Below are 19,855 nucleotides of genomic sequence, written 5' to 3' on the forward strand. Positions count from 1 at the left end.
GGTCTGGTCAGTGGGGGTCGGCCGGCGCGGTGGTCGTCGCGAGTGCCCGGGTGGCCGCCCAGCTGGCGAGGAGGGTGAGGGCCTCCTCCGTGGGGGTGCCGGGTTCCGCGGCGTAGATCATCAGGCTGAGGCCGGGGTCCTCGCGGAGTTCGGCCGCCTCGAAGACGAGGTCGACCTCGCCGACGACGGGGTGGATGAAGTGTTTGCGGCCCGTGGTGTGTCGGCGCACATCGTGCATGCCCCACTTGCGGCGGAACGCCTCGCTGCGGGTCGAGAGCTCGCCGACGAGGTCGTGGAGGCCCTTGTCGTGCGGGTCGCGTCCCGCCTCGCCGCGGAGGATCGCGACGGTCGCGTCCGCCGCCGCGTCCCAGTCCGGATAGAAGCGGTCGGCGTGCGGGCGGTCGAGGAAGCAGAAGCGGGCGAGGTTCGGGGGACGGTCGGATCCGTCGAACAGGTCCACGTACATCGCCCGGCCGAGTGCGTTCGCCGCGAGGATGTCCATCCGGCCGTTCCGGATGATCGCGCAGCCGGCGGTGATGGAGTCGATGATCACCTGCAGCCCCGGGCGCACCGTCGGTGTGCGGGACGGCTTGGTGGGGCGTCGGGTGGAGACCGGCCCGGCGGCCCGGGCGAGGGCGAACAGGTGCTCGCGTTCGGCGTCGTCCAGCACGAGTGCCGTCGCGATGGCGTGCAGGACACTCTCGGAGGCACCGCGCAGGTCACCGCGTTCGAGTCGCGAGTAGTACTCCACGCTCATCCCGGCGAGGAGGGCGACCTCAGCCCGACGCAGCCCCGGGACCCGACGGTTGGGGCCTGCCGGCAGCTCGACCTGCTCGGGGCGGATGCGTGCTCGACGAGTGACGAGGAACTCGCGAACGTCCTCTCGGTTGTCCATGCCGACGAGCCTAGACACGTCCCGACCGGCGAGGGAGGCCCTGCCGAAACACCCTTCAGCGGGGTGCCCGGGTGGGGAGTTGTCCCCATCGCGCCGACGAGCAGGGGCGGACAGACTGCAGGAGTCCGCTGTCGAAAGGAACTCCGATGCAGCTCTCCCGCGTCACCGCCCTGATCACCGTCCCGATCGCCGCCGCCCTCGTGCTCGCCGGATGCGGCATGCTGCCGGGCCCCGAGGCGAAGCCGAAGGAGACGGCGTCCGCATCGGCATCCGCGACCCCGTCCGAGAAGCCGAAGGCATCGGGATCCGCCGACGGTGAGGTCACCGAGCCCGGTGCCGAGGTCGGCATCGACGAGGAGATCGTCTACGAGTCGCAGGGCACCGACGACGTCACCGCACTCATCAGCGCGAAGCTGACCGAGGTCACGCCCGCGACGCCTGAGCAGGTCTCGTTCCTGAAGTCGCAGTTCGACGGCGGCGAGCTCGACGGCCTCGACCTCACGCTCATCCGGCTCGAGATGACGAAGGTCTCGGGCGACCCGGTGGCGTTCAACAGCGACGCGACCTCCTTCTCCCCGGTCGACGCCGACGGCGAGAAGGTCCAGGAGGTCACGCTCATCGGGTGGGACGAGTGCGGCTCCGAGTCCTTCACGGAGGAGTTCGACGGTGGAGCACCGATCACCCAGTGCTACGTCGCGGCTGCACCCTCGGGCGGCAACGCCCCGGCCGGCCTCATGTACGACGGCGGGTTCACCGAGCCGAACCCGTACGACTCCTACGACGGAAAGCCGATCCTCCTCATCAAGGACTGATCGCCGCAGACAGACGAACGCCGGTGACCCGTGGGGTCACCGGCGTTCGTGTGATCTGGAGGTCAGTTCTTGAACGCGTCCTTCACGTTCTCACCGGCCTGCTTCACGTCGGACTTGGTCTGATCGGCCTTGCCCTCCGCGACGAGCTTGTCGTTGTCGGTCGCCTTGCCGACGGCCTCCTTGGCCTTGCCAGCGAGGTCCTCGGCGGCGTTCTTGATCTTGTCTCCGGCGCTCATATATTGCTCCTCACGTGTTCTTCGGGCTGTCGATCCGCACTGATCGAATCCGACAGGGCGACCTGGTGGACGCACTTCAGGTCTACACCCGACGCCCAGCCGAGTCACAACGAGGTCAGCGGACTCCCAGACAACGGGCCGTCGACGACGCTGAGCGGATAAACTCGTGGGCGGTGTGCCGGGAAGTCTGGTCGGCGGGTGGTCCAAGCAGGGCCGCTCCGACGCTCGACCGATCCCGCCCCGAAGGACTCCCATGACCGATGCACCGAACCACCACGAGCTGCCGGCCGATCAGGCGCCGCACTCCATCTGGCGCGGCATCCACCAGACCCTCCAGCAGGACACCGTCGGCGGAGCCCTCCTCGTCGTCGCCACCGCCCTCGCCCTCGTCCTCGCGAACACCGGCGCCTCCGACTTCTACCTGAGCGTCCGAGACTTCACCTTCGGCCCCGAGGCGCTCCACCTGAACCTCTCCGTCGGCGCCTGGGCCGCCGACGGTCTCCTCGCGATCTTCTTCTTCGTCGTGGGTCTCGAGCTCAAGGAGGAGTTCGTCGCCGGCAAACTCCGGAACCCGAAGACCGCCGCGCTCCCGATCGCCGCGGCAGTCGGCGGCGTCGCCGTCCCCGCGCTCATCTACGTGCTCGTCAACCTGCAGTCCGGCCCGGACGCGCTCCAGGGCTGGGCGATCCCTGCTGCGACGGACATCGCGTTCGCCGTCGCCGTCATCGCCGTGGTCGGGAAGTTCCTGCCGCCGGCGTTGCGGACCTTCCTGCTCACCCTCGCCGTCGTCGACGACCTCATCGCCATCAGCATCATCGCGATCTTCTACACCGACCACATCGAGTTCGTGCCGCTCGCGCTCGCCGCGGTGCCGCTCGCGATCTTCGCCGTGCTCGTGCAGCGCGGCGTCCGGGCCTGGTGGATCCTCATCCCCCTCGGTCTCGCCACCTGGGCGCTCATCCACGCCTCGGGGATCCACGCGACCGTCGCCGGCGTCCTGCTCGGCTTCATGGTGCCCGTCGTCGCGACGAAGCGCGCACGAGTCCGGGTGGGGGAGGATGCGAGCGGCAAGCCGATCTACGACGGACTGGCCGCACATTTCGCCGACCGCTGGAGCGTCGTGTCCACCGCGGTGGCCGTGCCGATCTTCGCGTTCTTCTCCGCCGGCGTCGTCATCGGCGGCCTGTCCGGCCTCGTCGAGTCGTTCCAGGACACGATCGCGCTCGGCATCGTCGCGGGTCTCGTGCTCGGGAAGCCGCTCGGCATCACCCTGACGACGTTCCTCGTCACCCGACTGCCCGGTCTCCGGCTCGACCCCTCGATCCGGTGGGTCGACCTCATCGGCATGGCCTTCGTAGCGGGGATCGGGTTCACGGTGTCGCTGCTCGTCGGTGAGCTCTCCTTCGGCGTCGGCAGCGAGTCCGACGACCACGTGAAGGTGGGGGTGCTCGCCGGTTCGCTCATCGCGGCGGCCATCGGTGCGGCGATCCTCAGCGCGCGGAACCGGGTCTACCGCCGGGAGCTCACGCCTGGAAGGGACCTCACGCCTGGAAGTAGTACGCCGAGTGGAGACGACAGCCGGGGTTGAACGCCGCGGAGCAGTTCGGGCACGCGTCGACCGTGAGGTAGCGCTCGATCGTCAGCTCGCTCGAGCACACGCCGCACAGGATCGCCTCGCGGTCGCGTTGCTCGCGCGGCCACTGCTCGGCCGGATGGTCGGCGCACTCGGCGTGACACCGGTGGCACGGGTAGTACTCGCCGCAGCAGGCGAAGCGGATGGCGATGACGTCGAGCGGCGTCGCGTAGTGCACGCACCGCGTCTCGTCGTCCACGGTGCGGCCGAGCACCCGCACCCCGCTCACCGGACGCCCCGTGCCGTGAGGGCGTCGCCGAGTTCGTCGGCGTGCTTGAGCGACACCACGAGGAACGGGACGACGAAGGTGACGGGGTTGGAACGCACCCCGCGGGCGCGTTGGGCGTCCCGCACGCCGGCCGCCAGCCGGGCGAGCACCGGGATGGTGTTGATCGCGACGGCGAGCATGAGGGCGATCCTGGCCGGGTCGACCCCGAACCGGCCGAACGGTCGGAGGGCGCGCTCGAAGGCGTCGAGCAGGTCCGCGACGCGGGTGCTGAGCACCAGCAGGGCCGCGAGGAGGATGGCCGCGACGATGCGTGCGGTGTTCGAGACGGCCGACTCGAGGTCGACGAAGAGCAGCTGGCCGATGACGGTGATCGTGATGATCCAGCGGATGAGCACGAGCTGACGGCCGAGCTCCGCGAGGCCCAGTCCGGACACGAGGTACGCGAGCACGGTGACCGCCGCGGCGATCCCCGCCGTCCACCAGCTGGTGGGCAGCAGCGAGATGGCGAGGACCACGAGGAGGATGCCGAGGGCTTTCGGTCCGGCGGGCGCCCGATGCAACCAGCCGGTCCCCGGTCGATACAGGGTGATCACGACGTCACGTCGCCAGACTCGCGCGATAGCTCGCGATGACGTCGGCCGGGTCGCCCTCCGCCGTGACCTGACCGCCGTCGAAGAGGAGCGCGACGTCGCAGCGGGCGGCGAGCTCCAGGTCGTGCGTCACGAGCACGAGCTGGTGCCCGGCCTCCGGTCGCAGGAGGTGGTCGGCCACCGCGGCGCTGTTGCGGGCGTCGAGGTAGGCCGTCGGTTCGTCGGCGATGAGGAGCGCCGGCCGACGGATGACCGCGCCGCACAACGCCAGGAGCTGTTTCTGCCCGCCGGACAGCTCGTGCGCGGAGCGGTCGGCGAGGCCGGTCAACCCGAACTCCTCGAGTGCGTGCGCGACCCGCTCGGCGGTCTCGGCCTTCGAGCCGGACGTGCCGCGGAGGGAGAAGGCGACGTCTTCGGCGACGGTCGGCATGACGATCTGCGCGTCCGGATTGCTGAACACGATGCTCACCAGGCGTCGCAGCCGGGCGGTCTCCCGCGCGGTGTCGACGCCGTGGACGTGGACGGTGCCCGAGGTCGGTCGGCTGAGGCCACCGAGAAGGCGGGCGAAGGTCGACTTGCCCGAACCGTTCGCCCCGATGACCGCGATGCGTGCGCTGTCGAGCTGGAGGGTCACGTCGTCGAGGGCGGTGGTGTCGCCGAGGCGCGCGGTGACGCGGTCGAGTCGGAGGGCTGGGGGTTCGATGTCCTCGATCATCGCACGACCTCGAACACGGCGGCGACGCCGAGACCACCGCCGACCGAGGCTGCGGCGAGGCCGAGGGTGCCGGCCGGGGCTCCGCCGCGGACGAGCCGGGAGAACAGGCGGACGACGGACACCGCTCCGCTGGCACCCCAGGGGTGGCCGAGGGCGAGGGCGCCGCCGTCGGCGCAGAGCCGCTCGTCGTCCTCGGCGACGCCGAGCCGGTCGAGGACCGCGAGGGTCTGCGCGGCGAACGCCTCCACGAGCTCGACCGCCTGGACGGAGGCGAGGTCGACGCCTGCCCGCTCGAGGGCCTCGAGGATCGCGGGGGCGGCACCGATCCCCGGGAGAGCCGGGTCGCATCCGACGACGGCGTGCCCGCGCAGCGCGAGGCCGGGCACCGTCCCTCGGGAGGTGGCTCCACCCGGAACGAGGAGGACGGCCGCGGCTCCGTCGCTCACGCGGCAGGTGTTGCCGGCGGTGAGTGATCCGTCCGCGAAGAGCGGGGTGAAGCGGGGGAGCAGGCGGTCGAGGTGCCGCGTGGTCGGCTCGTCGTGGTCGGCCGCGCCGGACAGGGAGACCAGCTCCTCGGTGAACCGGCCCGCCTCCTCCGCGACCGCCGCGCGGTGCGTGCTCCGCGCCGCGTACGCGTCCTGGCGTGCGCGGGAGATCCCGTCGTGGCGCGCGAGATCCTCCGCCGCCCGCGTCATGTCGGGGTCGTGCCAGCCCGCGGGCGCGAACGGAGCGCGGGCGTAGGCGACGCCGTCGACGGAGCGCACCGGCGCGGTCGAAGCGCTTTCGACCCCGCCCGCGATCCGTGGTCGCGCGTCGCCGGCTGCGATCGCGGTGGCGGCCTCGATGATCGCCGCGAGCCCGCTGCCGCACTGACGGTCGACCGTGAGGCCGGGCACCGCGAACCCGAGCCCGGCGCCGAGGGCGGCGACCCGGGCCGGATTGCCGCCGGGACCCATGCAGTTGCCGAGCACGACGTCGGCGATCTCGGGCGCTCCACCGAGCACCGCACCTGCATCCTCGTGCACGGCGCGGACGACCGGGACGGCGAGCTGCTCGACGGTCAGCGCGGCGAGGGCCCGACCGCGCGTCGCGATGGGCGTGCGGCGCGCGGCGACGACCACCGGGCTGGTGCTGATGTCAGGGCGCAAGGGTGGCCACCTCCCCGGCGCGGACGCGCTCGATGACGGCGGCTCGCGCGGCCTTCCCCGTGGTCGTCCGGGGCAGTTCGTCGACGATGAACCACCGGCGCGGGTGGTGCGACGGCGGGAGGAGGCTGGAGACGGCCGCCCGCAGCTCGGCGCGCGTCGGACGGGCGCCCGGCCGCGCTTCGACGACCGCGGTGACGAGTTCGCCGACGCCGTCGTTCGGGAGGCCGAACACGACGGCGTCCGCGATGTCGTCCACCAGCCGCAGCGCCTCCTCGACGTCGGACGGGATCACCGTCGCGGCGGCCGTGAGGATCGCGTCGTCGCTGCGTCCGAGGAGGGAGAGCCGAGCGCCGTCGAGTCGGGCACGATCACCGACCGTGGCCCAGACGCCGTCGCGGTGCAGCGCTCCCGACCCGCCGAGGGTGCTGCTCGCGAGGTAGGGCGACCGGACCCAGAGCACCTCGTCGCGCACCTCGAGCGCGACCCCGGGGAAGGCGCGGAGGCCCGGCTGCTCCGGGTCGGTGCCGTCGTCGACCGCGACGAAGGAGAGTTCGGCGGCGCCGTAGTACGAGACCACGCGGACGCCGAGGGCCGTCGCCCGCTCACGGAGCGCCGGATCGAGGGAGGCGCCGCCGACGAGGGCCGCGCGTAACCGCGGGGGCCGGCCGTCGTCGAGGAGCCGCCGCAAACCGTTGGGGGTGCCGTGGAAGAGCGTCGCGTCCTGCGCCTCGCCGGCGGTGAGGACGTGACGGCTCGGCAGGATCAGCCCGAACCGGGCAGCCGCAGCGTGCGCGATCGAGAAGAGCGACAGGGAGGAGGCGGGCGGCGAGGCGAGGGCGAGCACGTCGTCGGGGTCGGCGCCGAGCAGCTGCGCCACCGGCGCGAACGAGCTCGCCCAGGAGTCGGCGGTCCGCAGCACGATGCGCGGGGCGCCCGTCGTGCCCGAGGTCGTCGTCGACCACGCCTGGCCGGGCTGCGGTCCCGCAGCGCTGGCGCGATCGCAGACGGCGCGCCAGTACGGGTCGCTCCACCGGTCGTCGCCGAGCAACGGGACGTCGCCCGCCGCGCGGACCTCCAGCGCACGTCGGACGAGTTCCGCCGGAGCCCCTCCCCGCAGCGGGACGATGCGTCCGGCGTCCGTCGTCATGCGACCCTGGCGGGCTCACCCGGTCGCGTCGACCCGACACCGGCGGCGTGACGGAACGCCCGGGGGTAGGCGCGGGCCAGCGTCATCGTGATGACCGTCGCGAGGACCGCCTTGACGAGGTCGCCGGGCAGGAAGACGAGGCTCTGCAGCACGGTCTCGCCGAGCGACAGCCGGGTGACGAGGGACTGGACGGGGACACCGACGGCGTAGATCACGACGATGCCGCCGAGGAGGACGCCGAGGGCCGTCCGCCACCAGCGCAGCCGTCGGCCGCCGGCATGCACGATGAGACCGATGACGAAGGCGCCGACGATCCAGCCGAACAGGTAGCCGGCGCTCGGACCGACGAAGACGCCGACCCCGCCCCGACCACCCGACAGCAGCGGCAGCCCGATCGCGACGAGGGCGAGGAGGACGAGCATCGAGAGCATCCCGCGCCACGGACCGAGGATCGCGCCCGCGAGCATGACGCCGAGGGTCTGCGCCGTGATCGGGACGGCACCCAGGACGGAGAACGCCCCCGGCAGCCCCAGGGCGGCGACGATCGCGGCGAAGACGGCGATGCGGGCGATGTCGGTCGCGTCGATCCGGAGCCTGCTCATGTGATGCCTCTGTCTCGGGGAGGGATGGTCGATCCGTCCAGGCGATCCGGGTGGTCGATTCCCACCTGAACACTGTTCACCTGAACAGCGTTCACTATAGTTGGAACCATGTCCGGTTCCGCAACCACCCGTCGCCATCGGCGCGACGACGTGGCCGACGTCGCCCTCCGGATCCTCGACGACCACGGCCTCGCAGACCTCACCATGCGTCGCCTGGCCGCCTCCCTCGACGTCCAACCGAGCGCGCTCTACTGGCACTTCGAGAACAAGCAGACCCTCATCGCCGAACTCGCCGACCGCATCGTCGACGCCCACCCGGCCCCGGTCGACGCGGTCACGGACGCCGGCGCCGACTGGCGGGCACGGACCCGGATCGAGGCGGCAGCCCTCCGGGACGCCCTGCTCGCCTACCGCGACGGCGCCGAGGTCGTCTCGAGCACCTACGCGCTCGGGCTCGGCTCCGGACGCGTGCTCCGCCGGCTGACGGACGCCGTGGCGCTCGCCGGTCTCGACGAGGCGACCACCCGACGAGCGGGCACCGCGCTCCTGCACTTCGTCCTCGGCCATGTGTCCCACGAGCAGCAGCGCCTGCAGTACGACAGCGTCGGGGTCCTCGGTGCCGGCGTGACGTCCGATCCGCGAGACCCCGATGACCAGGCGGAGGGGTTCGCCTTCGGTGTCGGACTGCTCGTCGACGGACTCGGGGCGCTGGTGGTCCGCTGAGACGGATCACCGTGGTGGGTCACCGAGACGGATCGCTTACCACAGCGGCGTGAGCGGACGCCTATCCTCCAGCTGTGGCGGAGCCCAGGGTAGCGTTGGCGAGGACACGAGGAGGACCGACGATGGCGATGGGTGATGACGACGATGTGGACATCGTCATCGACGCCTGGGCCGCGGCATTGCCCGACGTGGACTTCGCGCCGCTCGACGTCGTGTCGCGCCTGCGCCGGCTCGTCCCGCACCTCCAGGAGGTCCGTCGGGTGTCCTTCGCGGCCAGCAAGCTGCGGCCGTGGGAGTTCGAGTTCCTGTCCATGCTGCGGCAGCACGGCGCCGAGGGGATGACCCCGTCGATGCTCGCCGGCCGACTCCACGTCACCAGCGGCAACCTCGCGAGCCAGCTCGACCGCCTGGCGGCCCGCTCGCTCGTCGTCCGCCAGAAGAACGCGGCCGACGGCCGGAGCAAGATCGTCGTCCTCACGACGCTCGGCCGGCAGCGGGTGGACGAGGCGATGCGCCGCCTGGTGGCCGACGAGAACGCGATGCTGTCCGGCCTCAGCCGTGACCAGATCTCCGTGCTCATCGAGAGCCTCCGGGTGATCGGCGCGACCCTCGAACGTGGCGAGGGGCGCGGCTAGCGCGCCCTTCGACAAGCTCAGGGACCGGGGTGGGGCTCAGGGACCGGGGCTCCGCCCTACTCCACGAGCTTGCCGACGACGGAGACGTCCTGCATGAGCTCCTGGATCTCCGCGGGGATGGCGGGGATCGCCTCGCGCTCGATCCGGCCCCGCCCCGACCAGACGAGGTTCACCTGCAGCTCCTCGTCGAGCTCCGGGAAGTCGGAGCGGTTGTGGCACCCGCGGGTCTCGCGACGTTCGAGCGCCGCTTCGAGCGTGGCGCGGGCCGCGAGGGCGGCCGACTTCAGGTCGAAGGCGTGAGCGAGGTCCTGGAACCCAGCGATGTCGGGGTGGACGCCGACGTCCGCGATCCGCGCCTCGATCGCGTCGAGCTCGGCGAGCCCGGCGAGGAGCCCGGCTTCGTCGCGGACGACCCCCGCGTGCTCCGTCATCGTGTTCCGGATCGCGCGCTGGAGGGCGCGCACGTTCTCGGGTCCGTCGCTGGCGAGGAGCCCGTCGATCTCCGCCCGGGCCTCGTCGACCGCCTCGGCGGACCGGACGTGGGCCTCGAGACCCGCCGAATACTGGGCTGCGGCCTCGCCGACGATGCGCCCGAACACGAGCAGTTCGATGAGGGAGTTGCCGCCGAGCCGGTTCGCGCCGTGCAATCCGGACGATGCCTCGCCGATCGCGTACAGCCCGTCGACGTCCGTCCCGTGGTCCTCGGGCCGCACCCACACGCCGCCCATCGAGTAGTGCGCCGTCGGGGCGATCTCGATCGGGGTGGTGGTGATGTCGAGCATCTGCAGCTCCAGCAGCGTCTGGTAGACGCGTGGCAGGCGGCGCATGATCGTCTCGCGCGGCAAGTGCGAGACGTCGAGGAGCACGCCGCCGTTCGGGGTGCCGCGCCCCTCCTTGATCTCGGTGTACGCGGCCAGGGCGACGCGGTCGCGGGTCGACAGCTCCATGCGCTCGGGGTCGTACCGCGCCATGAAGCGCTCGCCGAGCCCGTTGCGGAGGATGCCGCCCTCGCCGCGTGCCGCCTCGGAGACGAGGGTCCCCGCGGCGTTCTCGGGCTCGATGAGGCCTGAGGGGTGGAACTGGACGAGCTCGGGGTCGCGGATCCGGCCGCCGGCCTCGACCGCGAGGCGGAACGAGTCGCCGGTGTTCTCGTCGCGGCGCGAGGAGGTGCGTCGCCAGATCCGGTTGTGGCCACCCGCCGCCAGGATCACGGCGTCGGCGTGGATGAGGTAGCGGGTCCCGGTCTCGAGGTCGAAGCCGTACGCGCCGAAGATGACGTTGTCGCGGACGAGGAGCCTCGTGATGTAGACGGTGTCGAGGATCGGGATGTCCAGCTGTGCCGCCCGGTTCACGAGCGTGCGCTGGATCTCGAGTCCGGTGTAGTCGCCGGCGAAGGCCGTGCGCCGGAAGGTGTGGGCGCCGAAGAACCGCTGCGAGATCCGGCCGTCCTCCTCGCGGGCGAAGGGCATGCCGTACCGCTCGAGGTCCTCGATCCCGCGGGCGGCCCCCTCGGTCACGATCTGCACGGTGTGCGGGTTGGCGAGCAGGTAGCTCTCCTTGAGGGTGTCCGCGGCGTGCTGCTGCCAGGAGTCCTCGGGGTCGATCGTCGCGAGGGCCGCGTTGATGCCGCCGGCCGCGAGCGAGGTGTGTGCGTCGGCCTTCTGACGCTTGCCGACGGCGATGACGTCGACACCCCGTTCGGCGAGTTCGATCGCTGCGCGGAGACCGGAGCCGCCCGTTCCGATGACGAGGACGGAGGTGGACAGGCGTTGCTCGTGCACGGGAGACTCCTTCGGCGATGCGGCGCGTGATGCGCTCACCCGTGCAGCATAGGCACGCTGATCCGAGGAACCAAGGCCACCCTAACTGAGGCTCGCCTTATCGGTACTCCGGGAATGCCGGGCCGGCTGCATCGGCTCAGAACCGCAGGTCGTCGGGCCGTTCCAGTTCGATCCAGGTGTCGACGTCGGGCCGGATCGTCGCCGGGGCGGCTTCCAGGACGTCCGCCCGGCTCAACGGCCCGAAGTCGAGGCCCGTGATGCTCACGAGGTCGAGGATCGGCAGCTGGAAGGTACGGAACGGGCCGAGTGGCGGTACGGCGTCGTCATCGCGATCACCCGTGGCCGTCGGCTCGTCGAGGTCGATGTCGTCGAGCTGCGCGGACTGGTCGAGGAGGTAGCCGGAGGCCGCGAGCGCACCGGCCGACGACCACGCCGCCACCTTCCAGAACCGCTTGGGGATGCGGATGCCGCGGTAGAGCGGATCGTCGTCGGTGAACACGGGGCCCGTGAAGACGGACAGCCGCAGCCGTCCGGCCGAGGCGTACTCGAGGACGAGGTCTTCGAGGCCGTTCCACAGCTCGAGGGACTGGTTGAAGTCCGCGGCCTGCGGAGCGGCGTTCGTGTAGCAGAAGGTGTCGACGTTGGCGCGGCGGGCGACGTCCGCAGGACCCCACACCGGGTCCCTGCGGCGCACGAGGTGGCCGCGGTCGAGGTCGTTCCGCGCGTAGAGCTCCGGCCCGGCCTGCTCGCCGGCCGGGATGCGCTCGTCGAGGTGCCAGTCGTCGCCGCGACCCAGGTCGAGCAGGGCGGCGCCGTCGATGTCGACCCCGGTGGCTGCTGCGAGCCGGCGGTCGGGGTCGAGGAGGACGGAGAAGTGCGTGTAGTCGAGGCGCCGGAGTCGAGCGCGTTCCTGCGGGTCGTTCGGGGCCGGGAGGGCGAGCGGTTCGTCGACGCCGAGGAAGCCTGAATCAAAGCCGGTCATGGGTATGAGTCGATCATGATTTGGATCGAATCGGAACGCTGAACGTCTGCCCGCATCTCCCCGTCTCCGAGCGTTCACCGCGGAGCAACCGGTTCTGCAACAAATGAGAGCGCTCTCTTGACCTCGTCCGAACGAGCGCTTAGTGTGTCCTGCATGCCCGTGGGAACGTTCCCACGGGATTGGACCGCGGACCCTGCAGACGGGTTCAGCGGCCACCGAAGCGCACACACAAAGGAGTGACTGTGAACAGCACGCGCCGCGGCATCGCCGCCGCATCCATCGCGGGGGCCTCGATCCTCGCCGTCCTGGCCAGCGGGTGCAGCTCGCCCGCAGGCGGTGGCGGAGACGAGAAGATCACCCTCTCGGTCACGACGTTCGGCACCATGGGCGTCGACGCCAACTACGAGCAGTACATGGAGGAGCACCCGAACATCACCATCGAGGCGACCAACCTCGAGGGCGGTGGAGCCGCCCGTGACGACGCCTACGCGAAGATCGCCGCGGGCACCGGCCTGAGCGACGTCGTCGCCATCGAGGAGGGCTGGCTCGGGACCATCTCCGAGGTGAGCGACTCCTTCGTCGACCTGCGGGACTACGGCATCGAGGACGTCAAGGACACCTGGCTCGACTGGAAGTACGAGCAGGGCACCGACGCCGAAGGCCGCGTGATCGGCGCCGGTCTCGACATCGGCCCGCAGGGCATCTGCTACCGAGGCGACCTCTTCGCCGCCGCCGGCCTGCCGAGCGACCGGGCCGCGGTCGCCGAGTACCTCGGCGGCGAGGACGCGACCTGGGACCGCTTCTTCGAGGTCGGTGAGGAGTACGTCGCCGCGACCGGCCAGGCGTTCTACCACAGCCCCCGATTCTTCTGGAACTCGTTCGTGAACCAGCAGGAGGAGGGCTACTACAAGGCCGACGGTGAGACCCTGAACATCGAGGGCAACGACGTGCTCAAGGAACAGTTCGAGAAGATCGTCGAGGCGGAGAACGCCGGCCTCGGTGCCGGGCTCCCCGGCTGGGACGTCGGTCCGGAGGCCAAGGAGGGCAAGTTCGCCACCTACATGTGCCCGAGCTGGATGCTCGGCATCGTGCAGGGCTACTACGACGAGGGCACGACCGACAGCGGCTGGGACTTCGCCGACGTGATGCCCGGCGGTGCGGCCAACTGGGGTGGCGCGTTCCTCGGTGTCGCCGAGAACTCCGAGCACAAGGAGGAGGCGGCCGAGCTCGCCCTCTGGCTCGCGTCCCCCGAGGCACAGGCGGCGTCGTTCGAACTCGCCGGACCGTTCCCGAGCACGCTCGACGGGCAGGAGCTCGTGAAGGGCTCCACCAACCCGTTCTTCAACGACGCACCGGTCGGCGAGATCTTCGCCGCACGATCCGAAGGCGTCGTCGCCCAGGTGAAGGGTCCTGAGGACTCCAACATCCAGGACAACGTGTTCGGTCCGATCCTCGACCGCGTGAGCCAGGGCGAGATCACCGACGGTGAGACCGCCTGGAACGAGGCGGTCAAGCTGCTCGACCAGCTCGTCGGCTGACCTCCTCTCCGACGCAGCTCGCCGGGGCGTCCGTTCGCACGCGGACGCCCCGGCACCCCTCCCGCTCCCTCCTTCGGATTGGCAGAGCCATGACCAGCACCGCAACCGTCCGCCGGCCACCGGCCGCGCTGACCTTCAGACAGAAGCTGAACCGCTTCGACTACCGCGCGTCGCCGTACCTGTACATCGCGCCGTTCTTCATCCTCTTCGCCCTCATCGGCATCTTCCCGATCGTCTACACCTTCAACGTGTCGCTCTACGAGTGGCACCTGCTGAAGGGGCAGGGCGACTTCGTCGGACTCGACAACTACGTCTCGGTCCTCTCCGACCCGTTCTTCTGGAACGCGTTCGGCAACACGATCAGCATCTTCCTGCTGTCGGCCGTCCCGCAGCTCGTCATCGCGACGGTGATCGCGGCGCTCCTCGACCAGACGCTCCGCGGACGCACCTTCTGGCGGATGAGCATCCTGCTGCCGTACATCGTCGCGCCGGTCGCCGTCGCCGTCATCTTCCTGCAGATCTTCAACCAGTACCACGGACCGATCGCCGGGCTCCTCGAGGCGTTCGGGCTCGACCCGATCCGTTGGGCGTTCGACGTCTTCCCCTCCCACGTCGCCATCGCGAGCATGGTGAACTGGCGCTGGACCGGGTACAACGCCCTCATCCTCCTCGCGGCCATGCAGGCCATCCCGCGGGACGTCTACGAGTCGGCCGCCCTCGACGGGGCGAACAAGATCCGACGGTTCTGGTCGATCACGATCCCGATGATCCGGCCGACGCTCATCTTCGTCGTCATCACCTCGACGATCGGCGGGCTGCAGATCTTCACGGAACCGAAGCTGTTCGACCCTCGGAGCAACGGGGGATCGGACCGGCAGTTCCAGACGATCGTGCTCTACCTGTACGAGCTCGCCTTCCCGAGACGCGACTTCGGTCGGGCCTCCGCGACGGCGTGGATCCTGTTCCTCGTGATCATCCTCGCCGGGCTGATCAACTTCGCGATCACCCGGGCGATCCGCACGAACGACGCACGCCCGGTGCGCATCCCGAAGGTGCGCGACCCCCTCATCACGACGCGGGCGATCACCACCACGTCGACCAAGCGCCGTGCGAACACCACGAGCCGTGCGGACACCACGAGCACCACCGAGCAGCGAGGCGGACGAGCATGAGCACCCTGATGGAACGCACCCGGACCGCACCACCGGTGACACCCGCGGAACCGCAGTACCGGAAGGGCAAGGACCACGAACGCCCCGGCGTCCTCACCTACGCCATCCTCATCGCCTTCTTCGCGGTCTCCGCGTTCCCACTGTGGTGGTCGTTCGTCATCTCCAGCCGGCAGTCGTCCGACACCAACCTGGTGCCGCCGGCGATCCTCCCCGGCCCGAACTTCCTCAGCAACGCCACGAAGGTGTTCGAGTCGGCGCCCTTCCTCCAAGCCCTCGCGAACAGTGTCATCATCTCGGGCGCGATCACCGTCTCCGTCGTCTTCTTCTCGACACTCGCGGGGTACTCCTTCGCGAAGCTGAAGTTCCGGGCGAGCAACGGCCTGCTACTCGCCGTCATCGCCACCATGGCCATCCCCACCCAGCTCGGCATCATCCCGCTGTTCATGCTCATGGCCGAATGGCAGTGGGTCGGGACACTGCAGGCCGTCATCATTCCGGGACTCGTCACCGCGTTCGGCGTGTTCTTCATGCGCCAATACCTCGTCGACGTCATCCCCGACGAGCTCATCGAAGCGGCGCGGGTCGACGGCGCCTCCATGTGGGGCACGTTCTGGCACGTCGCCCTCCCGGCCGCACGCCCGGCGATGGCGGTCCTCGCCCTCTTCACCTTCATGGCCGCGTGGACGGACTTCCTCTGGCCGCTCCTCGTGCTCGGACCGCGGAATCCGAGCGTGCAGACGGCGCTCGCCGCACTGAGCGCCAGCGGGGGACAGACTCCCGACCACTCGCTCGTCCTCGCCGGCGCGGTGCTGTCGGTCATCCCCCTGCTGATCCTCTTCATCCTCGCGGGCAAGCAGTTGGTCGCCGGGATCATGCAGGGCGCGGTCAAGGGGTGACGCCCGCGCCGCATAAGGTGTCTTCACACCGGCACGACTGAGGAGACACACCATCGACACCGATGCGGACATCACCGTCCCCACACTCATCGCGGTCGCGGCGCTCGCCGGCGTCTCGAAGTCCACCGCCTCCCGGGTCATCAACGGGTCCTCCCAGGTGACCCCGGAGGCGGTGGCCTCCGTGAACGCCGCCGTCGAGCAACTGCACTACGTGCCCAACCGCGCGGCCCGCAGCCTCGTCCGCCGGCGGGCGCAGACGATCGCGATGGTCATCCCGCAGCGCACGGCGGAGTTCTTCGCCGACCCGTACTTCGCCGAGGTCATCCAGGGCGCGGCCATGTACGCCTCGTCGACCGACTACACCCTGACGCTCCTGATCGAATCCGACGTCGACCCCGACAAGACGCGTCGGTTCCTCACGGGCGGCAACGTCGACGGGGCGCTGGTGCTGTCCCATCACACGAGCATGCAGGCGTACGCCAAGCTCGCGGCCTCGCTCCCGGTGGTCTTCGGGGTCCGAGGGCTCGAACCGACGGACCCGCCAGGGCACGTGGTCGACGTCGACAACGTGGAGGCGGGCGCGCTCGCGACGCGACGGCTCGTCGAGGCGGGGCGGCGTGACATCGCGACGATCACCGGTCCGCTCGACACCGCGGCGGGCGTCGACCGTCTGGCGGGGTGGCGACGCGCGTTGGGTGCCGCTGGGCTCGAGCCGGGGCTCCAGGAGGAGGGCGACTTCACGCCCACGAGCGGTGCCCGGGCGATGGAGCGGTTGCTGGCCGCCGGGAGGCCGGTCGATGCGGTGTTCGCGGCATCCGCGCAGATGGCGACGGGGGCGCTCGGGGTGCTGCGCGACCGGGGGATCCCGGTGCCTGTGCGGATCGCGATGACCTCGGTCGACGACAACGTGTTCGCGGCGGACGCCTACCCGGCGTTGACGACCGTCGACCTCCGCACCGCTGAGAAGGGGGCGCTGCTCGTGCAGACCCTCCACCGGCTGATCGCCGGTGAGGACGTCCCCGAGATGACGACGATCCCGTGCGGGTTGGTGGAGCGCGACTCCGTGTGAGGGTGCGGGGGCTGGGTGGGCGGTGTGGCGTTCCGGCCTCAAGCCCCCTCAGAACCGGATCTGCGTCTTCGGTCCGGCTCCGGTCGCCCGGGGGAGTCCGTCGGCGAGCACCTGTGGGACCTCGTCGAGGGTGATCACGGTGCCGATCAGGCGTCGGACGGTGTCGGGCATGGTGGCGAACCGGCTGGCGGCTTCGTCGATGGAGGCCGAGCCGCCGAGGACGGCATGGACGGTCGCATCGCGGGCGATGAGCGTGCCGGAGGGGAGGCCGGCGTCACCGGCGGGCACCCCGAGCAGGGCGATGCGGACGCCCGCGGTGGCGTTGTCGAGCAGGCGACGCGTGACCTCGCCGGAGCCGGTCGCCTCGATGATGACGTCGAACCGCTCGTCGCCGAGTTCCGCCGGATCGCGGGTGTCGAGGTCGAACCCGGCGGCGAACCTCCGGTCGGATTCGCGTCGGGCGGCGACGGTGACGGTGGCTCCGGACTCGGCGGCGAAGAGTGCGGCGAACATGCCGAGGGTCCCCGCGCCCCACACGAGTACGCGGTCGCCGGGGCCGGGTTCCGTGAGGCGGACGCCGCGGAGGGAGCATGAGGCCGGCTCGACCATCGCACCGAGGTCGGCGTCGACGCCTGGCGGGAGGCGGTGCACGGCGCGTTCGGGGAGGACGAGGAGTTCCGCGAGGGCGCCGTCGAGTTGGCCGAGCACGCCGAGTTCGAGGTGTTCCGGGCAGAGGTGGTGGCGTCCGGATGTGCAGCGGTCGCAGTGTCCGCAGCCGATGAAGGTGTCGCCCGTGACGAGGTCTCCTGGGGTCGCCGTGGTGACGTCGTCGCCCACCGCGACCACGCGACCCGCCCACTCGTGCCCGGGTTGGAGCGGGAGGGTGGTGCGGCCGTCGGTGAGGTAGGGCATCGTGCCGCGGAAGAGGGCGACGTCGGTGCCGCAGATTCCGGTGCGTTCGATGCGGATGAGGACGTCGCCGGGGCCGGGCTGCGGGTCCGGTCGGTCGAGGACGGTCGCCGTGTTCGGGGCGGTGATGCGTAGGGCTCTCATGCGGTCTCTCCATCGTGACGGCGTGTGTGCTCAGCAGCGTAGCGTCGGTGGGTCGTCGGTGCGCGGTGGGGGCGGTCGCGTGGCCTGCGCGAGGCTCGCCGAACCCGACAGACCCGGTCACCGAGCCTGTCGAGGTGTGCCGAGCGGCAGGGCCGCGACCCGACCGACTCCCGCCGACCAGCCTCGGTCACTGAGCTTGTCGAAGTGCTTACGGAGACGCCTCCACACCGAGCCAAGCTTCGGTCGCGGGGCTTGTCGAGGTGTGCTGAGCGGCGGGCCCGCGTCCCGACCGACTCCCGCCAACTAACCCCGGTCACTGAGCCAGTCGAAGCGCTCATCGGGGCATCTCCACACCCTCCCGAACTCGGCATCTGGAATGTCAGTGGTCCATGGTGGACTGGAGTCATGACCGAGACCACCACCTTCGCAGTTCGAGCTGGCGACGAGTACGCCGCGCAGCTCGCGGAGTTCTCGGATGAGTACGCGGAGATCGGCCGGCTCCGCGCCGTGCTCGACGCGCGTGAAGCGCGCCTGCTCGCCAAATCTGCTGCGTACGCCGACGCCCTCGCAGACACGGTGGTCCCCGCCGTCTACCCGCCCGCCGAGCGACGTGCACTCTCGCGACGCTCGACGTGCGCGATGCTCGCGATGGCGACGCGTTCGTCGGAGCGGACGGTCCTGCACGCGACGGACGACGCCGAGCGGCTCGTGAACGAGGCCCCCGCAGTGTTGGCGGCGCTCGAGGCGGGCACGATTTCCGGACGGCACGCGCGGACGATCACCGACCAACTGCGTGAGGTCCCGACCGTCGGCCGTGTCTCCTTCCTCGCCGAGGTCCTTCCCATCGCGGAACGGTCTACCGTTGCGCGGCTGAAGCAGCGCGCGAAGGATCTCCGCGAGCGACTCCACCCAGAATCCATCACCGCCCGCGCTGTGCGTTCCGAGGCGGACCGCCGCGTCGAGTTCGAGCCAGCTTCAGACGGTATGGCCTGGGTGCATCTGTTCACGACCGCGCCGATCGCGCAGGGCATCGTCGAGCGGCTTGAGAGTGCAGCGTCCGAATCACGTCGCGCGGGCGATCAGCGCACCTGCGGACAGCTCCAAGCCGACGCCCTCGCCGCGCTCGCCCTCACCGGCGTCACGCCAGACGATGTCGCGTCGAACCCGGCACTCCCGCACCCGATTGAAGTGCAGGAACACATCAAGCCCACCGTTCAGATCACCGTCCCGGCGCTCAGCATGGCCGGCGTCTCCGACGCACCCGCAACCCTCGACGGATACGGGCCGATCGACCCGGAGGCCGCAGCGCGGATCGCGGTGAACGCACCCTCCTTCACCCGGATCCTCGTCCAGCCCGAAACCGGAGCCGTCCTCTCCGTTGGGCGGAATCAGTACCGGGTGCCAGCCGATCTCCAACGGGCGGTGCGGCTCCGAGACGGCACCTGTCGCGCACCCGGCTGCGGCAGGCGCGCTAGAGCATGCGACCTCGACCATTCGGTCGCCTGGCAGGACGGCGGGACGACGGATGTCGGGAATCTCGCCTGCCTGTGCCGACATCATCACCGGATGAAGCACCTTCCCGGCTGGAACCTCGACCACCAGCCGGACGGCGTCCTCGACTGGACGACACCCGACGGCAAACACCACCGGACAGCCCCGGACCCCGCACCGTTCTGACCGTTCCTAGTCCCTGAGCTGCGCCGCACTGAGCCTGTCGAAGTGTCGAAGGGTTCCTCGTGCGCACTTCGACAGGCTCAGTGACCGGAGTCGAGCGCGCGCACAGGCAGGACGCTGCCTGTGTCCCTCAACACTTCGACAGGCTCAGTGACCGGCGGGAGCGGCCCCGGAACGTCCCGTTCCGAGCCCGCCGAAGGGCGCCCCGAACGCACTTCGACGTGCTCGTGACCGGCGGACGTGTGCGCCGAACGTCCCGCTCCCTGAGCTTGTCGAAGGGTTCCTCGTGCGCACTTCGACAGGCTCAGTGACCGGGGCGAGGTGT

Annotated in this window: 20 protein-coding genes; 9 read left to right on the forward strand and 11 right to left on the reverse strand. The window is 70.6% G+C overall.

Annotated features, from left to right (window positions below; translation table 11 throughout):
- Positions 1-7: 7 nt before the first annotated feature.
- The gene (locus tag QRN26_RS05075) at positions 8-895 is read right to left on the reverse strand and encodes a helix-turn-helix transcriptional regulator (RefSeq protein ID WP_056009594.1); all 888 of its coding nucleotides are present in this window, start codon (positions 893-895) and stop codon (positions 8-10) included.
- A 146-nt stretch (positions 896-1,041) separates the two neighbouring features.
- Between QRN26_RS05075 and QRN26_RS05080 the strand changes: the two genes are divergently transcribed.
- Positions 1,042-1,707, forward strand: a complete 666-nt coding sequence (locus tag QRN26_RS05080; RefSeq protein WP_056009591.1) for a hypothetical protein — start codon at positions 1,042-1,044, stop codon at positions 1,705-1,707.
- Between the two features lie 62 nt (positions 1,708-1,769).
- Here QRN26_RS05080 and QRN26_RS05085 read toward each other — a convergent pair whose 3' ends face one another.
- Positions 1,770-1,943, reverse strand: coding sequence for a CsbD family protein (locus tag QRN26_RS05085; RefSeq protein ID WP_082455973.1), 174 nt, complete (start codon positions 1,941-1,943; stop codon positions 1,770-1,772).
- 253 nt (positions 1,944-2,196) lie between these two features.
- Here QRN26_RS05085 and nhaA point away from each other — a divergent pair, with 253 nt between their 5' ends.
- Positions 2,197-3,531, forward strand: a complete 1,335-nt coding sequence (nhaA, locus tag QRN26_RS05090) for a Na+/H+ antiporter NhaA (protein ID WP_285035646.1) — start codon at positions 2,197-2,199, stop codon at positions 3,529-3,531.
- On the opposite strand, the gene QRN26_RS05095 is transcribed toward nhaA, so the two are convergent.
- The 6 genes from QRN26_RS05095 to QRN26_RS05120 are packed head-to-tail and all read right to left on the reverse strand — an operon-like array spanning position 3,485 to position 8,007.
- On the reverse strand, positions 3,485-3,805 hold the full coding sequence (locus QRN26_RS05095; protein WP_056779848.1) for a CHY zinc finger protein: 321 nt from the start codon (positions 3,803-3,805) through the stop codon (positions 3,485-3,487). The genes nhaA and QRN26_RS05095 overlap by 47 nt on opposite strands.
- Positions 3,802-4,398 carry an energy-coupling factor transporter transmembrane component T family protein gene (locus QRN26_RS05100; RefSeq protein ID WP_056009585.1) on the reverse strand — a complete coding sequence of 199 codons (597 nt, stop codon included), beginning with the start codon at positions 4,396-4,398 and terminating at the stop codon, positions 3,802-3,804. The genes QRN26_RS05095 and QRN26_RS05100 overlap by 4 nt, the downstream gene beginning before the upstream one ends.
- 4 nt (positions 4,399-4,402) lie before the next feature.
- The gene (locus QRN26_RS05105) at positions 4,403-5,110 is read right to left on the reverse strand and encodes an energy-coupling factor ABC transporter ATP-binding protein (protein WP_285035647.1); all 708 of its coding nucleotides are present in this window, start codon (positions 5,108-5,110) and stop codon (positions 4,403-4,405) included.
- Positions 5,107-6,258, reverse strand: a complete 1,152-nt coding sequence (locus QRN26_RS05110; RefSeq protein WP_285035649.1) for a thiolase family protein — start codon at positions 6,256-6,258, stop codon at positions 5,107-5,109. The genes QRN26_RS05105 and QRN26_RS05110 overlap by 4 nt, the downstream gene beginning before the upstream one ends.
- Positions 6,248-7,405 (reverse strand): class I adenylate-forming enzyme family protein, encoded by a 1,158-nt coding sequence (locus QRN26_RS05115; protein WP_285035652.1) that lies wholly within the window; start codon positions 7,403-7,405, stop codon positions 6,248-6,250. The genes QRN26_RS05110 and QRN26_RS05115 overlap by 11 nt, the downstream gene beginning before the upstream one ends.
- Entirely contained in the window at positions 7,402-8,007 is a 606-nt protein-coding gene (locus tag QRN26_RS05120) for a biotin transporter BioY (protein WP_056009577.1), read from the reverse strand. The genes QRN26_RS05115 and QRN26_RS05120 overlap by 4 nt, the downstream gene beginning before the upstream one ends.
- Before the next feature lie 108 nt (positions 8,008-8,115).
- On the opposite strand from QRN26_RS05120, the gene QRN26_RS05125 reads away from it, so the two are divergent.
- Both QRN26_RS05125 and QRN26_RS05130 read left to right on the forward strand, forming a co-directional pair.
- Positions 8,116-8,730: a TetR/AcrR family transcriptional regulator C-terminal domain-containing protein gene (locus tag QRN26_RS05125; protein ID WP_285035654.1), complete on the forward strand. Its 615-nt coding sequence runs from the start codon at positions 8,116-8,118 to the stop codon at positions 8,728-8,730.
- Between the two features lie 128 nt (positions 8,731-8,858).
- On the forward strand, positions 8,859-9,365 hold the full coding sequence (locus QRN26_RS05130; RefSeq protein WP_056011686.1) for a MarR family winged helix-turn-helix transcriptional regulator: 507 nt from the start codon (positions 8,859-8,861) through the stop codon (positions 9,363-9,365).
- A gap of 56 nt (positions 9,366-9,421) precedes the next feature.
- On the opposite strand, the gene QRN26_RS05135 is transcribed toward QRN26_RS05130, so the two are convergent.
- Both QRN26_RS05135 and QRN26_RS05140 read right to left on the reverse strand, forming a co-directional pair.
- A complete protein-coding gene (locus QRN26_RS05135; protein WP_157579907.1) occupies positions 9,422-11,185 on the reverse strand; it encodes an L-aspartate oxidase in 1,764 nt (587 codons plus the stop codon).
- Between the two features lie 97 nt (positions 11,186-11,282).
- On the reverse strand, positions 11,283-12,128 hold the full coding sequence (locus QRN26_RS05140) for a DNA/RNA non-specific endonuclease (RefSeq protein ID WP_285035658.1): 846 nt from the start codon (positions 12,126-12,128) through the stop codon (positions 11,283-11,285).
- A 236-nt stretch (positions 12,129-12,364) separates the two neighbouring features.
- On the opposite strand from QRN26_RS05140, the gene QRN26_RS05145 reads away from it, so the two are divergent.
- The 4 genes from QRN26_RS05145 to QRN26_RS05160 all read left to right on the forward strand — a co-directional run bounded on the left by QRN26_RS05145 (position 12,365) and on the right by QRN26_RS05160 (position 16,803).
- Positions 12,365-13,666, forward strand: a complete 1,302-nt coding sequence (locus QRN26_RS05145) for an ABC transporter substrate-binding protein (protein WP_369796441.1) — start codon at positions 12,365-12,367, stop codon at positions 13,664-13,666.
- Positions 13,667-13,755: 89 nt separating this feature from the next.
- A complete protein-coding gene (locus tag QRN26_RS05150; protein ID WP_082455972.1) occupies positions 13,756-14,838 on the forward strand; it encodes a carbohydrate ABC transporter permease in 1,083 nt (360 codons plus the stop codon).
- A complete protein-coding gene (locus QRN26_RS05155) occupies positions 14,835-15,734 on the forward strand; it encodes a carbohydrate ABC transporter permease (protein WP_285035663.1) in 900 nt (299 codons plus the stop codon). The genes QRN26_RS05150 and QRN26_RS05155 overlap by 4 nt, the downstream gene beginning before the upstream one ends.
- A gap of 88 nt (positions 15,735-15,822) precedes the next feature.
- The gene (locus tag QRN26_RS05160; RefSeq protein WP_350223909.1) at positions 15,823-16,803 is read left to right on the forward strand and encodes a LacI family DNA-binding transcriptional regulator; all 981 of its coding nucleotides are present in this window, start codon (positions 15,823-15,825) and stop codon (positions 16,801-16,803) included.
- Between the two features lie 48 nt (positions 16,804-16,851).
- On the opposite strand, the gene QRN26_RS05165 is transcribed toward QRN26_RS05160, so the two are convergent.
- Positions 16,852-17,856 carry a zinc-dependent alcohol dehydrogenase gene (locus tag QRN26_RS05165; RefSeq protein WP_285035664.1) on the reverse strand — a complete coding sequence of 335 codons (1,005 nt, stop codon included), beginning with the start codon at positions 17,854-17,856 and terminating at the stop codon, positions 16,852-16,854.
- Positions 17,857-18,261: 405 nt separating this feature from the next.
- Between QRN26_RS05165 and QRN26_RS05170 the strand changes: the two genes are divergently transcribed.
- Positions 18,262-19,533 (forward strand): HNH endonuclease signature motif containing protein, encoded by a 1,272-nt coding sequence (locus tag QRN26_RS05170; protein WP_285035665.1) that lies wholly within the window; start codon positions 18,262-18,264, stop codon positions 19,531-19,533.
- The last annotated feature ends 322 nt before the right edge of the window (positions 19,534-19,855 follow it).

Source organism: Plantibacter sp. ME-Dv--P-095 (assembly GCF_030209365.1).
Taxonomy (GTDB): Bacteria; Actinomycetota; Actinomycetes; order Actinomycetales; family Microbacteriaceae; genus Plantibacter.

Bases quoted from the DNA above. Each gene is read 5' to 3' on its own strand.
- QRN26_RS05155 (WP_285035663.1), top strand. From the start codon at position 14,835: ATGAGCACCCTGATGGAACGCACCCGGACCGCACCACCGGTGACACCC.
- QRN26_RS05150 (WP_082455972.1), top strand. From the start codon at position 13,756: ATGACCAGCACCGCAACCGTCCGCCGGCCACCGGCCGCGCTGACCTTC.
- QRN26_RS05075 (WP_056009594.1), bottom strand. From the start codon at position 895: ATGGACAACCGAGAGGACGTTCGCGAGTTCCTCGTCACTCGTCGAGCA.
- QRN26_RS05170 (WP_285035665.1), top strand. From the start codon at position 18,262: ATGACCGAGACCACCACCTTCGCAGTTCGAGCTGGCGACGAGTACGCC.
- QRN26_RS05120 (WP_056009577.1), bottom strand. From the start codon at position 8,007: ATGAGCAGGCTCCGGATCGACGCGACCGACATCGCCCGCATCGCCGTC.
- QRN26_RS05130 (WP_056011686.1), top strand. From the start codon at position 8,859: ATGGGTGATGACGACGATGTGGACATCGTCATCGACGCCTGGGCCGCG.
- QRN26_RS05080 (WP_056009591.1), top strand. From the start codon at position 1,042: ATGCAGCTCTCCCGCGTCACCGCCCTGATCACCGTCCCGATCGCCGCC.
- QRN26_RS05085 (WP_082455973.1), bottom strand. From the start codon at position 1,943: ATGAGCGCCGGAGACAAGATCAAGAACGCCGCCGAGGACCTCGCTGGC.
- QRN26_RS05165 (WP_285035664.1), bottom strand. From the start codon at position 17,856: ATGAGAGCCCTACGCATCACCGCCCCGAACACGGCGACCGTCCTCGAC.
- nhaA (WP_285035646.1), top strand. From the start codon at position 2,197: ATGACCGATGCACCGAACCACCACGAGCTGCCGGCCGATCAGGCGCCG.
- QRN26_RS05105 (WP_285035647.1), bottom strand. From the start codon at position 5,110: ATGATCGAGGACATCGAACCCCCAGCCCTCCGACTCGACCGCGTCACC.
- QRN26_RS05140 (WP_285035658.1), bottom strand. From the start codon at position 12,128: ATGACCGGCTTTGATTCAGGCTTCCTCGGCGTCGACGAACCGCTCGCC.
- QRN26_RS05115 (WP_285035652.1), bottom strand. From the start codon at position 7,405: ATGACGACGGACGCCGGACGCATCGTCCCGCTGCGGGGAGGGGCTCCG.
- QRN26_RS05125 (WP_285035654.1), top strand. From the start codon at position 8,116: ATGTCCGGTTCCGCAACCACCCGTCGCCATCGGCGCGACGACGTGGCC.